The following is a 14,143-nucleotide window of genomic DNA, read 5'->3' as shown; positions in this document are numbered from 1 at the left end:
CGCGCGGCTCGTGCGATGTCACCGCACGGCTTCGCGGTGGCCGCTTGGCAGGCGCGTGGCGATGAGCTTGTCGATGCGGCGGCCGTCGAGGTCGACGACCTCGAAGCGCCAGCCCTGCGCGTCCACACATTCGCCGGTCGCCGGCAGATGGTGCATGTGCGACAGCACGTAGCCGGCGACGGTCTCGTAGTCGCGGTTCTCCGGCAGGTCGATGCCAAGGACATCCGCCATCTCGTCGGCCTGCATGTAGCCGGCGAGCAGCCATGAGCCGTCGTCGCGCTTGACGGCGTTTTCCTCGTCGCCGGCATCGAGGTCCGCCCGGAAGACGCCGGTGATGGCTTCCAGTATGTCGGCGGGCGTGACGATGCCTTCGAAATGGCCGTATTCGTCGTGGACCAGCGCCATCGGCACATCGGATTCCTTGAGTTTCGAAAGCACATCCAGCGCGTCGGCCTGGTCATGGACGATGGGCGCGGCGCGCACATGCCGGCGCGGGTCGAGCGCGCGGCCGCCAAGCATGGCGGCCAGCACGTCGCGGGTCTGGACGACGCCGATCATGGCGTCGACGCCGCCATCGCCGGCGGGCAGGCGCGAATGCTGGGTCTCCATCAGCAGCTTGCGGATCGCCGCGTCGTCGGACTGCAAATTGATCCAGTCGACCTCGGTGCGCGGCGTCATCACTGCGCGCACGGCGCGGTCGCCGAGCCGCATGACGCCGGCGATCATGCGCCGCTCGTCGGATTCGATGGTGCCGTGATGCTCGGCCTCTGCGACCAGCATCTTGATCTCTTCGTCGGTGACCTTCTCCTCGCTCTCACCGCGCTGGCCAAGCAGCCACAGGATGGCGCGGCCGGAAATGTCGAGCAGGAAAACCAGCGGGGCGGCGACAGTGGCGAGGATGGTCATCGCCGGAGCGACCCTGGCCGCAACGCGTTCGGGATCGCGCAGCGCGATCTGCTTGGGCACCAGTTCGCCGACGATCAGCGAGAAGTAGGTGATGACGGCGACGACGATGCCGACGCCGAGCGGGTCGGCAAGATTTTCGCGAATGCCGGTCGAAGCCAGGAAGGCGGACAGCCGTTCGCCGAGCGTGGCGCCGGAAAATGCGCCTGAGAGAACGCCGACCAGGGTGATGCCGATCTGCACCGACGACAGGAATTTGCCGGGGTTGGAGCCAAGCGCCAGGGCGCGGCCGGCACCGATGACGTTTCGGTCGATCATCGCCTTGAGACGGGCAGGCCGCGACGAGACGATGGCAAGTTCGGACATTGCCAGAAGGCCGTTCACGCAGATGAGGACGACCACGATAGCGATTTCAGCGTAAAGCATGAGGGGTCAATAGCATCGTGGCGTGGTCTTCGAAAAGCCTGTGTCCAATCTTCGCCGACGATCGCGCCTAGGGCAATTGCCTGAGCACGCCGATCACCGCCTTGCCGTCGGTGAAATAAGGGTCGCCGCCGCCGTTGCGCCCGGTCCTGGTCGCACCGATGCCGGGGATTTCACTGGTCGAGATCAGCATGCCGGCGGCGGTAAGGTCGTGGATCAGGAAGTCGCGTTCGGCGTCGATGTCGGGACCGATATGGTGGGTGATCGCGCCGGTATCGTGGCTGAGGCCGACGCCGCGGTCGAAGCTTGCCGAACCCAGCCAGAGCGGCCGGCCATCGTCGCCGGTCGTATCGGTATGCCAGAAGCGGACGTGATGACGCCGGTCGGCGCTGTCGCCGACCGGTTTTTCGAAGGCCAGATCCTGGGCACGGCCTTCGAACAGCAGTCGGCTGACCGGCGCGTCGGGATAGGGGCGGCCAAACAGCACGCTTTCGCCGATCTCTATCGCGGTCTTCAGCGTAATGGCGTCGGCGGTATCCCACCCGGCAACGGCGAAGGCGTGGACGAGTTCCTTTTCGGTGCCGACAAGGCCGACATTGATCGGATCGCCCGGAATGCCTTGCGGCGTGTGCGTCACCATCTCGAAGCTGTGCGAGCGGAAGTTGCGGTCGCGGAAAGTCCAGAACTCAGGCGCGGCGAAATAGGCGAAGGCGAGATAGAAGGCCAGGAACGCCACCAGCCAGGTCGTCGCACGTCGTTTAAGGCTTCGTTGGCCCATGATTGCCGCCCCAGCGATATGGCGTCACTTTACGCGGCGCAGCAGACCTTGGGCAGGGGCATCCGTTCCGTGCCGGGCATCCGATTTTCCGAAGACCGGCATCCACTTTTGGGTCCGGCACGCTTCAGCGGCAGGCGCGGTAGCCGTTCCTGCGGTTCTTGATGTCGAAATGGAAATGGTTGCGGTGGTCGTAATTGTAGCCGGGGCCGAGCACTGTCGTGAAATACTGGCAGCCGTCGGCGCGCACATTGTTGAGGAAGCCGCGCGTGCGGAAGGCGAACAGGCCGGGCTTGCGCACGTCGATGTCGTCGCCATTGTTGAGTTCGATGCTCATGACGTCGAGCGCGTTGCCCTTGCCGTGCTCCGACAGCACGCCTTCGCCGGCGATCCTGCGGCAGGAATAGCTCGAACCCTGGTGGATGGTCTTGACGCCCGAGAAATAGCGCCAGCGCGCAGACGGGACGAGTTCGTTCCTGGTCCAGCCGGCGAAAGTGGCGGCCATGTCGCAGGTCAGGGTGGCGGCCGGCTTCATCTGGATGCTGCCGATGGCCGAGACCTTGACGGGGTAGTCGATGCCGCATTGGCCTTCGTGGATGGGCGCCAGATCGGTGTAGACGACGCCGAGACGCTGCAATTCCTTACGGCAGTCGGTCTCGCTGGCTGGCATCTGTTCGGTCGGCGCCATAGGATCGTCCATGCGCGGATAGGCGGCCGTCATCATGTCGGGATTGGACGGGACAAGCCTCTGCATACCGGAATATTGCGGCACGGCCGAGGTCTGGGAGCCGACGTCGACGGCCGGCTGCAGCGACAGCACGCTGCCGGTATTGCAGGCCGAAACCGCGACAAGGGCAAGCCCGGCGGCCGTCATCGCGGCACGTTTCGATTGGCGCGCGGCGGCGAAAAACACGGCGCGAAATGTCCCGGCCATTGGCGGAATCCCGTTGACGGATAGCCGGCATTTTAACGATCAAGGGTAAAGGAAAACTCAGCGGCGGCGTTCACGCCTGCGGCCGAATTGCGGCATCGCTCACTGACAGAACGTGCCGCCGTTGCGGCGCGGTTCGAGGTCGAGATGGAAATGCAGCGCATGGTCGGCATCACTGCCCGGCCCAAGCACGGTTTTGAACGGCCCGCAGGCCGCCTTGCGCACGGCATTAAGGAATTTCGCGTCCTTCTCCGGCGGCGCCGGACCGATGCCGATCCGTCTGCCGTCCGAAAGCGTGAACCCCGATATGTCGAGCGCGTTGCCGAAGGCGTGTTCGGACAATTTTCCTCCGGCGTGGCGCGGCCGGCAGACAAAGGCCGAGGCCTGGCTGATCGATTTGAGGTCAGCGCCGAATTCTTCCTTGGCCGCCGGCTGGACGACATTGGCGGCAAAACGCGCGGCCGCCTCGGCCATCTCGCAGTTGAGCTCGGTCTCCGGGCCGATGGCGATCGATTTCCCGAGCGTCTTCAGCGTGATCGGATAAGGGATCGAACAGCCGATTTCGAGATTGTGCTCGGGCTTGTGTTCCTCGAAGTCGACGCCCATCGATTTCAGCCGCCGCCGACAGGCAAGCTCCTCGTCCGGCATTTTTTGTTCCGGCACGTCGGCCGAACGCGGATCGGGCAGCATCTTTTCCTCTTGCGCCTCGGCCGGTTTTTCCGGCGGTTGCGGAGCTACGGCTGGCGGCTGAGCCTCAGGTTTCGCGGTGTCGGGCTTTTGCGTTGGAATTGGCGCCACGGCCGGCGGCTCAGGCTCGCTTTCCGTATCGGTTGACGACTCCGGTGTGGGCGACGCGGGATGTGCTTCATTAAGCCGATCGGACGCACCGATGGCCTTCGGACCTTCGGTCTTTTGCTCTTCGATCGGCTCGGCGTCGGTCTTCTGCCCCTGTGCGGGGCGGGCCTCAGGCACCGGAATAGCATCGCGCGGGGGCTGTGGATCCGGCGTGGTCTGTTGCGTCTTGTTCTGCTTTATATGCCGGTGACCGCGCGATTTAAGGCGATGCTTGTTGCGCGATTTCAACGGCTGGTCGGCCCGTGGCGTCAGCGGCTGCTCCAGGCGCGGTGTCAGCGGCTTGTGCCGCCGGTGATGTTTGGCGTCGGCTGAGGTGACAAGCAAACCGGCCGCCACGATGGCCAGCGCCAAGCCGCAGATTCTGGAAAGGACAAGCGCCGCCATTTGCCCTAAACGGCGCGGGCCTTGGTAAGTTGCTGTACAAAGCGCGTACGCCCGATCACGATCGGTGACGGCAGCGTTACGCACCGATGGCTTCCAGCCCTTCCTCCAGCCAGTCGGCGAGCAGCGGCATGCCGAGCAGATATTTGGCGGTGCGCTTGTTGGCGCGCTCGCGCGCGGCCACCAGCGCGTCTGCCCATTCGGAAGCGTCATAGTCGCCGCGGCCGACCCAGGCGAGTGCCACGAGTTCGGCCGCCTCGTCCACATTGAGGTCGTTGATCAGTTCGCGCAGTTCTTCTTCGGTGAGGTTTTCCGAGCTTTCCTCGGCCAGGCCGTCATGATGGTGGTTGTCGTGCGCCTGCCCGTCGAGCTCTATCTCGTGCTCGGCGCCGTCGGCATAGTCTTCGTTGACAGCGGCGCTCAGCGCCTTTGCCTTGAGAATGAACAGGCGCACGGTATCGGGACCGATCGAAAGCTCCCATTCCTTTTCAAGGCGCTGCTGCACTGGCCTTTCTCCGCATGCTCCGTTTGCCGGATGATAGCGAATTTGCAGCGCACGTCACGTCACGTTCGGCTCGCAGTCTTTACCATTGGCAAATTTCGGCGGACCTGCGCGCATGTCGGCTTCGATCGGAGGCTGGTTGTCGGTTTCTGGCATTTGCGGGATGAAACGGCTTCCGCCCGGCGTTAATGTGGCATTGTTCTTGTCAAGGAGGCTTCGATGCGCAGACGATTGTTGATTCAGGTCATGGCTGTTGCGGTTCTGCCGCTCTTTGCGGCGCCCGGCTTCACGGCTGGCGAGGGTGGAGGCGGTGGTAGCGGCGGAGGTTCCACGCAATGCAAGAAGGGTGAGGTCTGGGACAAGAAGAAGCAGAAATGCGTGCCGCCGAAGTACGGCATGCTGGACGACGACAACATCTATGAGGCCGGCCACGACCTGGCGATGGCCGGGCGTTATGACGAGGCGATCGCCGTGCTCAGCCTGGCCGCCAACAAGCAGGATCCGCGCATCCTCAACTATCTCGGCTATTCGCATCGCCATTCCGGCCGCGTCATCGTCGGCCTCGGCTATTACGAGGAAGCGCTGCGCATCGATCCCGATTACACGCTGGTCCGCGAATATCTCGGCGAAGCGCATCTGCAGATCGGCGACCTCGCCGGCGCCCAGGAACAGCTCCGCGAGATCGAAAAGCGCACCGGCAAGGGATCGCGCGAATACGGCATGCTGTCCGAGCAGATCGACCATTTCATGAGAAGCTGATCTATCCCCAATACTCCTCAACCGGCCGCGAGCAATCGCGGCCGTTTTTTGTCGCCTCTCGCTCCTCCAGCCCTCGTTGCCGCCACGGCATTTCCAGAAATGGCGGAGAATTTTTGAAAACCGACTTTTTGGACGTGAAAACCGCGCAAAGATTGCTATATCTTGGGAAATTGTGGTGAAATGGTTCCGTTAGCCCGAGGCTGCCGGACCGTTTTCTTTTTGTACCCATCGACAAGGTCATCCCCGACAAAGCGGGGGTGGCGGCAGGAAAGGTCAGGCATCATGAACAAGGTCCCGATGACAGGCGAGGGGTTCGCGTCATTGAAGGAAGAACTGCGTTGGCGCCAGCAGGAAGAGCGCCCGCGCATCATCGAGGCGATCTCCGAAGCGCGCTCGCATGGCGACCTGTCCGAAAATGCCGAATACCACGCGGCGAAAGAGGCGCAGAGCCTCAATGAGGGCCGCGTCAACGAACTCGAGGACCTGATAGCGCGGGCCGAGGTCATCGACGTCACCAAGCTCAGCGGCGACAAGGTCAAATTCGGCGCCACGGTTGTGCTGGTCGACGAGGACACGGAAGAGAAGAAGACCTACCAGATCGTCGGCGACCAGGAGGCGGACGTGAAGTCCGGCCGCATCTCGATCTCCTCGCCGATCGCGCGCGCGCTGATCGGCAAGGAAGTCGGCGACGCGATCGAAGTCAATGCGCCAGGCGGTGCAAGGGGATACGAGATCGTCCAGGTGCAGTTCATCTAGGGACTTTTGATAATTCTACTCTGGCGGCCGACTAGCGTAGCCTTCTGCGCTTCCGGTGCTCACGTACTTTAGTACGCTCCGCTCCGGTTCTCGAAGCCCACGCTATTCGACTCGCCAGAGCGAATTCTGAAAAGTCCCTACCTCGGGGACTGGGGTTTGAGCGCCAGCAATCTCTCGGCTTCCGCCATCACCGCATCCGGGGCAACGTGTCCGCCCGGCTGGGCCGAAAGTGTCGATGAGAACGGTCCGCGCGGGCCGGTCAGGCCGGGTTTGGTCGCCAGGAACACCGCGACGGTCGGCAGACCGAAGGCGCTGGCGAGATGGGTGAGGCCGGTGTCGGCGCCGATTACCAGCGTTGATCGGCCGATCAGCGCGGCGATCTCGGCAAGCGGTGATTTCGGCACCAGTTCGGTTTGCGGAACGGCCTTGGCGATTGCTTCGGCGACCGCCTTTTCATCCTGGTTCGACCAGGTGGTGACCGGTGTGATGCCTTTTTCGACCAAGAGCCGGGCGGTCTCGATCCAGTCGCCGACCGGCCATTTCTTGTCCTCGCGGCTGGTGCCATGCAGCAGGAAGGCGTTTTTGCCTTCGACGCGAGGCAGACGTCCGGCTGGCGGCACTATGCCGGAATCTAGGTTGGAAAGATCGGGCTGGTAGCCTAGTGCAAGCCCGAACAGCCGCCTGGTGCGCTCTATGGCGTGCAGGTCGCGCGGCACGGCGTAGCGGCGATCATAAAACAGGGCTGCCTTCGGTTCGCGCGCGCTCGTCCGGTCGAAGCCGGCAACGGGTGCTGCTGCCTGTTTCGCCACCAGAGCCGATTTCAGCAGGCCTTGCGCATCGATGACGAGGTCATAGCGGCCGGCTCGCAAGGCGCGTCGCAAGCCCGCCGCCTCGCGCCAGGTTTCGCGGCCGAGCAAGTTCTTGCGCCAGCGCCGGATCGCCACTGTGTGAATGGTGCCGATCGCCGGGTGCAGGGCGACAATGCCGGCAAAAGCCTCTTCAACGCACCAGTCGAATGAGATTTCGGGCCGATTGCGGCGCGCATCCTCGACGGCCGGAAAGGTGTGGATGACGTCGCCCATCGAGGACGTCTTGACGATGAGCACCTTCATGCGGCGGCCGGCATTTCCAGCAACCGATCCGCCGCCGCCGCGACCCGTGCGACCTCGAGCGTCTTCAGGCAGTTGAGATGGCCGAGCGGGCAGACTTTCTTGTGGCACGGCGAACAGGACAGGCCGAGCCAGACCAGTTCGCGACGCTCAGTGAGCGGCGGCGTGTTGTCGGGCGAGGTCGAGCCGTAGACCGCAACGATCGGCGTGCCGACCGCGGCGGCGACATGCATCAGCCCGCTGTCGTTCGAGACGGCGAGCCTGGCGGCGGCGATCAAGTCGATGGCGTCTTCCAGCCGGGTCTTGCCGGCGATGTCGACAACGCCTGGCGCAAGCGTGGCGATTTCCGCCGTCACGCCGGCGTCGTTCTTCGAGCCGAACAGTGCGACGTCAAAGCCCTTCGCCATCATATCGCGGGCAAGGCCGGCATAGTGTTCGCTCGGCCAGCGTTTGGCCGGGCCGAATTCGGCGCCGGGCATCAGAGCGACGAATTTCTTCACTCCCAGCCCAAACTGGCGGAGCAATGCCGCCTGGTTGGCTGCGTCGACGGTTAGCCTTGGAGCGCGGAATGTGCCGCCCTGGGCGAGATTGAAATAGGCCTGCGCGGTGCGTCGCCTCACGGCATCGGGCAATGGCACGATGTCGGTCAGCAGCCCATAACGCATTTCCCTGAGATTGCCGACACGGCGCGGAATGCGGGCAAAATACGGAATCAGCGCCGATTTCCAGCTTCCCGGCATGACATAGGCCATGTCGTAGCGGCCATGCAGCAGCCGGCCGAAACGGCGGCGGATGCTGAACTCCAGTGCGCCGGATTTCAGCGGCAAGTCGATCTGCTGGCGTATCTCGGGCATGCGTGCAACCAGCGGCGCCGCCCAAGCCGGCGCCAGCACGTCGATCGCGGCGTTCGGGTGAAGCTCTCTCAGCGCCGAGAACAGGCACTGCGCCATAACCATGTCGCCCACCCAGCGTGGGCCGATCACGAGGATCGTTGGGCTTTCAGCCATTCGACATAGTCTCTGACGCCGGTTTCCACTGTGCGAAATTGGCCATTGTAGCCGGCTGCGCGCAACCGGGACATATCAGCTTGCGTAAAACTCTGGTAGCTGCCCTTGAGGTGGTCGGGGAAGTCGATGAATTCGATCTGCCCCTGGCCCAGCGTGTCGATCACCGTTTCGGCGATGGCGCGGAACGGCTGCGCCCGGCCGGTGCCGCAGTTGAAGATGCCGCTTGAGCCCCGCTTCCACAGCCACAGATTGACGTCGGCGACATCGCCGACATGGATGAAGTCGCGGCTCTGCTCGCCGGGGCCGAAACCGTCATAGGCGCCGAACAGCTTCGGGTTCTGTCCTTGCTCGACCTGGTTGAACAGATGGTAGGCGACCGAGGCCATCGCGCCCTTATGCGCCTCGCGCGGTCCGTAGACGTTGAAATAGCGCAGGCCTGCCACCTGCGAATGATCGGTATCGAAGACAGTGCGCCTGACATAGTCGTCGAACAATTTCTTGGAATAGGCATAAACGTTGAGCGGCCGCTCAAGCTCCGGTTCCTCGCGAAACTCGGCGCTGCTGCCATAGACGGAGGCGGAGGAGGCGTAGAGGAAGGGCACACGCAGCGCCAGGCAGGCATGCAGCAGCCGCTTCGAGAAGGTGTAGTTCACCTCCATCATGAACTTGCCGTTCCACTCCGTGGTGGTCGAACAGGCACCCTGGTGGAAGACGGCTTCGATGCGACCCAGGTCTCCCGCCTCCAGGCGGGCCAAGAAATCATCCTTGTCGAGATAGTCGGCGATCTGGAGATCGGCGAGATTGGCGATCTTGTGGCCGTCGGTGAGATCGTCGACGACAAGAATGTCGGTGAGGCCTTCGGCATTGAGCGCGGCAATGATGTTAGAGCCGATCATGCCGGCGCCGCCCGTGACGATGATCATGAAGGCCTCTAGTTTTGTTTGCCGATTCCGGCCCTTATAAGGGAGGTTGGCAGGGCTGTCGATAAAGCAGGCAGGGGGCTGGGCTGAGAGTAGCAAGGACTGATGAATGACACGAGATTCTTCAGGAACTATGCCAACCGATAGGCACGGCGTGGCAGTGTTCGTCGGTTCCTACGTCCGGATACTGTCTCTCCCGGACGAAAATTATGGAAAACCGATCGAAGAGGCGCGCAGGTCATCGATCGGACGCATTTGCCGAATTGTTGAGCCATACGAAGGAACATCGACGAATGGCATTCAAATCGGCAGCGGCGAATTTCGGCTGCACTATGCGCCCCTTTCTCCGGATGGTATCCAAGGAATTTCGTTTTACGCGGCTCCGAGAGACATAGAGGTCGTCGCAGCTACAGAGGAAATGCTGCTCCTGTATAGTGAGGACATCTGGCAACTTGTCCGGCCTTTCGGTGAAAGGCAGGACACCCCGACTTTCGAGCGATTGGTGGCAGCGTTCGGGTTCTCAGAAATTTGAGAATCCTGGATTCAATTCGGCGCGGAGCCATGGAACCTGATCCCCGATCGACTTGATCTCCGCAGTTCTCTCCACAGGAGCAAGGCAAATGCCGTCGACCGAACTGCTTATCGCCTTCTTCGCCACCACCGCGATTTTCGCCTATATTCCTGGGCCGGCCATGCTTTACGCCGCCGCGCAGACCATGGCGCGTGGGCGCTGGTCCGGGCTGACGGCAGCGTTCGGCATCCATCTCGGCGGCTATGTGCATGTCATCGCCGCCGCGGCGGGACTGTCGGTGCTTTTCCACGCCGTGCCGACGCTCTACGTGGCGGTCAAGCTGGCCGGAGCGCTCTATCTGATCTGGCTCGGCATCTCGCTGTTCCGCGCCAGGGCAGAAGGCGATGCCATCATCCCGGGCATTGAGCCGAAATCCGCCCGCCGCGCCTTCTTCGAGAGCATCGCGGTCGAGGTGCTCAATCCCAAGACAGCGATCTTCTTCATGGCGTTCCTGCCGCAATTCGTCGATGCGTCGGCGGCATTTCCCGTCTGGCTGCAGTTCGTCGTGCTCGGAACGATCGTCAATCTGATGTTTTCCTCGGTGGATGTCGTGTGCGTGTTCCTGGCCGGCGCCGTGATCGGCAGGCTGCGGCGCTCCAGCCAGGCGCAGCGCCTGATGCGGCGGGCTGGCGGCGCAGTGCTCGTCGGATTGGGCGTTCATGTCGCCTTGCAGAAAAGCTGATCCGTCGACCGGCGTTGGCCGGAACCGCCCGCCGCCCGCCGTTGCGCTGGCGCGAATTGCGGTATATCGGCTTCGCCACGAAACACCGGTCAGCCGGTTCATTTTCTCGGCGAATGGTTCCAAGAGCATTGAGATCGGCTTTTCCCGCGCGTTGCAAATGACATGATCAAGCACAATCCGCCTTCTCCCGAACCCTTGCACCGCGCCATTTCGCGGTTCGGCGACGTCACCGTGCTGGTGGTCGGCGACTTCATCCTCGACCGTTTCGTCAACGGCGTGATCGAGCGGATTTCGCCGGAAGCGCCGATCCCCGTGCTGCATGGGCGCGGCGAGACGCTGGCGATGGGCGGCGCCGGCAATGTCGTCTCCAACATCGTTTCGCTCGGCGCTGCCGCCATACCGGTTTCGGTGATCGGCGACGACCATGCGGGCAACAATCTGATAGGCATGCTGGGAGAGTTGGGCGTCGGGACCGATCGCCTTGCGCGGGACCGCGAGCGTATGACCTCCTCGAAAAGCCGTTTCAGCGCGCTCAATCAGCAGGTGCTGCGCTTCGACGAAGAGGAAATCAAGCCGTTGAGCGACACGGAGCGAGCGACGCTGATCGGCCATTTCCGCGCAGCACTCTCGCAAGCCGACATCGTCATCCTGTCCGATTACGGCAAGGGCATATTGCTCGAAGGCGTCGCCGGCGAGCTGATCTCGATCTGCCGCGAAGCTGGCAAGCCGGTTCTGGTCGATCCGAAGGGCCGTGACTATGCGCGCTATGCCGGGGCAACCGCGATCACGCCCAACCGCAAGGAACTCGGCGAAGCGGTCGGACGTGTGGTTTTCGCCGACGACGAGATCGTCGCTGCGGCGCGCGAGCTGATCTCGGCGCATGGCTTCGACTTCGTCGTCGCGACGCGCAGCGAGAAAGGCATGAGCGTCGTCGGAGCGCAGGATGCCCGGCACATCGCCACGCAGGCGCGCGAAGTGTTCGACGTGTCCGGCGCCGGCGACACCGTCATCGCGACGTTTGCGTTGGCGCTTGCGGCAGGCGCAGACCGCGTGATGGCCGCTTCCCTCGCCAATGCCGCGGGCGGCGTGGTGGTGGGAAAGCGCGGTACCGCGCGGTTGACGGTCGAGGAATTGACCGGCGCGCTGTTTCGCTCGCACGGACCGGTTGCTCCCCGCAGCGCGATCCTCGATGCCGCCGCCGCCGCAAGGCTGGTGGCGACCTGGAAGAACGAAGGGCTTTCCGTCGGCTTCACCAATGGCTGCTTCGACATCCTTCATGCCGGCCATGTCAGTCTGTTGCACGCCGCGCGCAGCCAGTGCGACCGGCTGGTGCTCGGCCTCAACAGCGACGCCTCGGTGCGCCGGCTGAAGGGGCCGGGGCGTCCGGTCAACGATGAGCATGACCGCGCCTGCGTGCTGGCCGCGCTTGCCTCGGTCGATGCGGTCGTCGTCTTCGAGGAGGACACACCACTCGCCCTGATCGGGGCTTTGCTGCCCGACATACTGGTCAAGGGTGCGGACTATACCGTCGACACCGTGGTTGGCGCCGATGTGGTGCAGAGGGCCGGCGGGCGAGTGGTGCTGGTCGACCTCGTTGCCGGCAAGAGCACGACCGGCACCATCGGCAAATTGCGCGCCGGCGGCACTGCGAATTGAGGAATTCATGTCCGAACTGAACGATTATCTGGTCCGCTCGGCGGCCGCGATCAACGCGATGGTCGAACGCGACCTCACCGGCGAGATGGAGCGCGCGGTGAGCGCCGTCGTCGCCGCGCTTTCGTCGGGGAAGGCACTGCTGATAGCCGGCAATGGCGGCTCCGCCAGCGACGCCATCCACATTGCCGGCGAACTCGTCGGCCGTTTCCTGAAGGAGCGCAAGGCCTATAACGTCATCGCGCTGCCGGCCAACGCGGCGGTGCTGACCGCCTGGGGCAACGACTACGGCTTCGATACGGTGTTTTCGCGCCAGGTCGAGGCGCATGGCGCGGCGGGCGCCGTGCTGCTCGCCATCTCGACCAGCGGCAATTCACCGAGCATCCTGGCCGCCGCCGAACAGGCGCGCATAATGGACATGACGGTGATCAGCCTGACCGGCGATACCGGCGGCAAGCTCAAGCCGCTCTCCGACATCCTGCTCAACGTGCCTTCGACGTCGACGCCGATCATCCAGCAGGGGCATCTGTGCCTCTATCATCATCTGTGCGAAATGGTCGAAGTGCGCCTCAGCGATGGCTGAGATGGGCACCGCCGTGAGCCGTTACCCGCTCGAAGAGCCGGGCCTATGGGTGGAGCGGATTGGCAACAAGCCATTCCCGGCCGGCACGCCGGCATTGTTCCTCGACCGCGACGGCACCATCAACATCGACACTGACTATCCCAGCGATCCGGCCGATATCGTCCTGCGCGGCGACATCGTCCCGGTGATCGAGGCCGCAAACCGGGGCGATGTCCCGGTCGTCGTGGTGACCAACCAGTCAGGCATCGCGCGCGGCTATTTCGACTGGAAAGTTTTCGCCGCTGTCAACGGCCGCGTGCTCGACTTGCTGCGCGGCAGCAACGGGTTTGTCGACATGGTTGTCGCCTGCGCCTATCACGAGGCCGGCACAGGGCCGCTGGCGATCGCCGACCACCCGATGCGCAAGCCCAATCCGGGCATGCTGCTTGAGGCAGCCAAGCGCCTACAGCTCGATCTCAAGCGCTCGCTCATCGTTGGCGACAAGCTGGCGGATATGGAGGCGGGGCGGCGCGCTGGCCTTTCGCAAGGCTGGCTGGTCGATGGCGAGGCGTCCAGCCAAGGCGGGTTCAGCACCATGCGCCTGCGCAATCGCGGCGATCTGGCCGGCTTGCTGGCGGCGATCGAGGCGCTGTAGGCCGGTCCGGTCAAATAGAGTCAGGTTTCTGCTCTACGTCATTGTTTTGTTGGCTTTTACTGTTCTTGCAATGCCGATCTCCCGGTCGGCATTGCACTCACGCCGGAAACGCCACCAGACCTTCATCCTTAACCCGGCGGATGGTCAGCGCGGTGCGCACCGTATCGACATTCGGCGCCGAAGCCAGTTGCTCGATGACGAAAGTCTGGAAGGCGCCGAGGTCGCTTGCCACGCAATGCAGCAAAAAGTCGGATTCGCCCGAAACCATCCACGCGTCACGCACGATCGGCCAGCCGCGCGTGCGTTCGGCGAAGGTCTTGAGCTCGGCATCGGCCTGGTGATGCAGGCCGATAAGGCAGAAGGCGACGACGTCCATGCCAAGCGCCGGCGCATTGAGCAGCGCGCGATAGCCGCGGATGATGCCGGCCTCTTCAAGCCGCCTGACGCGGCGCAGGCATGGTGGCGCCGAAATGCCGACGCGGCTGGACAGTTCGACATTGGTCATGCGCCCGTCCTGCTGAAGCTCGCGCAGGATCTTCCAGTCGATGGCGTCGAGATCGGCTTTGAGCGGCATGGACACCCTTCCGCGCTTCGCGCAAGAATCTTTCGTGATTTTGCAATTAAACGACTTACGCGTCTCGCTTCAATCGGCGATTTTGTGACAGTCACCGCGCAAGATGTTCATGGATCGTCTGTTGG

At 63.4% G+C, this 14,143-nt stretch carries 16 protein-coding genes; 7 read left to right on the top strand and 9 right to left on the bottom strand.

From position 1 onward, the window contains the following. Positions 1-18: 18 nt before the first annotated feature. The 5 genes from CN311_RS08215 to CN311_RS08195 all read right to left on the bottom strand — a co-directional run bounded on the left by CN311_RS08215 (position 19) and on the right by CN311_RS08195 (position 4,773). The gene (locus CN311_RS08215; protein WP_097572816.1) at positions 19-1,329 is read right to left on the bottom strand and encodes a hemolysin family protein; all 1,311 of its coding nucleotides are present in this window, start codon (positions 1,327-1,329) and stop codon (positions 19-21) included. 67 nt (positions 1,330-1,396) lie between these two features. Next, a complete protein-coding gene (locus CN311_RS08210; protein ID WP_097572815.1) occupies positions 1,397-2,104 on the bottom strand; it encodes an LssY C-terminal domain-containing protein in 708 nt (235 codons plus the stop codon). A 124-nt stretch (positions 2,105-2,228) separates the two neighbouring features. After that, the gene (locus CN311_RS08205; RefSeq protein ID WP_097572814.1) at positions 2,229-3,035 is read right to left on the bottom strand and encodes an extensin-like domain-containing protein; all 807 of its coding nucleotides are present in this window, start codon (positions 3,033-3,035) and stop codon (positions 2,229-2,231) included. Between the two features lie 99 nt (positions 3,036-3,134). After that, positions 3,135-4,151 carry an extensin-like domain-containing protein gene (locus CN311_RS08200; protein ID WP_097572851.1) on the bottom strand — a complete coding sequence of 339 codons (1,017 nt, stop codon included), beginning with the start codon at positions 4,149-4,151 and terminating at the stop codon, positions 3,135-3,137. Positions 4,152-4,347: 196 nt separating this feature from the next. Further along, a complete protein-coding gene (locus CN311_RS08195) occupies positions 4,348-4,773 on the bottom strand; it encodes a DUF3775 domain-containing protein (protein WP_097572813.1) in 426 nt (141 codons plus the stop codon). Positions 4,774-4,989: 216 nt separating this feature from the next. On the opposite strand from CN311_RS08195, the gene CN311_RS08190 reads away from it, so the two are divergent. Together CN311_RS08190 and greA are read left to right on the top strand one after the other, a co-directional pair. Further along, a complete protein-coding gene (locus CN311_RS08190) occupies positions 4,990-5,529 on the top strand; it encodes a tetratricopeptide repeat protein (protein WP_097572812.1) in 540 nt (179 codons plus the stop codon). 282 nt (positions 5,530-5,811) lie between these two features. Beyond that, complete coding sequence (gene greA, locus CN311_RS08185) at positions 5,812-6,285, top strand: transcription elongation factor GreA (RefSeq protein WP_008877613.1); 474 nt, start codon at positions 5,812-5,814, stop codon at positions 6,283-6,285. Positions 6,286-6,422: 137 nt separating this feature from the next. Here greA and waaC read toward each other — a convergent pair whose 3' ends face one another. From waaC to rfaD, 3 genes are read right to left on the bottom strand one after another with little or no spacing between them, the layout of a single operon-like run. After that, positions 6,423-7,397, bottom strand: a complete 975-nt coding sequence (waaC, locus tag CN311_RS08180) for a lipopolysaccharide heptosyltransferase I (RefSeq protein ID WP_097572811.1) — start codon at positions 7,395-7,397, stop codon at positions 6,423-6,425. After that, complete coding sequence (waaF, locus tag CN311_RS08175) at positions 7,394-8,401, bottom strand: lipopolysaccharide heptosyltransferase II (RefSeq protein WP_097572810.1); 1,008 nt, start codon at positions 8,399-8,401, stop codon at positions 7,394-7,396. The genes waaC and waaF overlap by 4 nt, the downstream gene beginning before the upstream one ends. Continuing rightward, the gene (gene rfaD / locus CN311_RS08170) at positions 8,374-9,324 is read right to left on the bottom strand and encodes an ADP-glyceromanno-heptose 6-epimerase (RefSeq protein WP_097572809.1); all 951 of its coding nucleotides are present in this window, start codon (positions 9,322-9,324) and stop codon (positions 8,374-8,376) included. Before rfaD ends, waaF begins: the two co-directional genes overlap by 28 nt. Before the next feature lie 151 nt (positions 9,325-9,475). Between rfaD and CN311_RS08165 the strand changes: the two genes are divergently transcribed. From CN311_RS08165 to CN311_RS08145, 5 genes are all read left to right on the top strand, one after another. Further along, entirely contained in the window at positions 9,476-9,853 is a 378-nt protein-coding gene (locus CN311_RS08165; protein ID WP_133117153.1) for a hypothetical protein, read from the top strand. 88 nt (positions 9,854-9,941) lie between these two features. Continuing rightward, positions 9,942-10,574: a LysE family translocator gene (locus tag CN311_RS08160; RefSeq protein ID WP_097572807.1), complete on the top strand. Its 633-nt coding sequence runs from the start codon at positions 9,942-9,944 to the stop codon at positions 10,572-10,574. A gap of 162 nt (positions 10,575-10,736) precedes the next feature. Continuing rightward, positions 10,737-12,230: a D-glycero-beta-D-manno-heptose-7-phosphate kinase gene (gene rfaE1 / locus CN311_RS08155; protein ID WP_097572806.1), complete on the top strand. Its 1,494-nt coding sequence runs from the start codon at positions 10,737-10,739 to the stop codon at positions 12,228-12,230. A 7-nt stretch (positions 12,231-12,237) separates the two neighbouring features. Beyond that, positions 12,238-12,810, top strand: a complete 573-nt coding sequence (locus CN311_RS08150; RefSeq protein WP_097572805.1) for a D-sedoheptulose-7-phosphate isomerase — start codon at positions 12,238-12,240, stop codon at positions 12,808-12,810. Position 12,811: 1 nt separating this feature from the next. Beyond that, positions 12,812-13,444, top strand: coding sequence for a D-glycero-alpha-D-manno-heptose-1,7-bisphosphate 7-phosphatase (locus CN311_RS08145; protein ID WP_425351059.1), 633 nt, complete (start codon positions 12,812-12,814; stop codon positions 13,442-13,444). A 97-nt stretch (positions 13,445-13,541) separates the two neighbouring features. On the opposite strand, the gene CN311_RS08140 is transcribed toward CN311_RS08145, so the two are convergent. Next, positions 13,542-14,018 (bottom strand): Lrp/AsnC family transcriptional regulator, encoded by a 477-nt coding sequence (locus CN311_RS08140; RefSeq protein WP_097572803.1) that lies wholly within the window; start codon positions 14,016-14,018, stop codon positions 13,542-13,544. Positions 14,019-14,143 lie beyond the last annotated feature (125 nt).

Source organism: Mesorhizobium sanjuanii, assembly GCF_002529485.1.
GTDB classification, from domain to species: Bacteria; Pseudomonadota; Alphaproteobacteria; order Rhizobiales; family Rhizobiaceae; genus Mesorhizobium; species Mesorhizobium sanjuanii.
The sequence above is the reverse complement of the archived record's forward strand: the minus strand, read 5'-3'. Positions and strand labels throughout refer to the sequence as shown.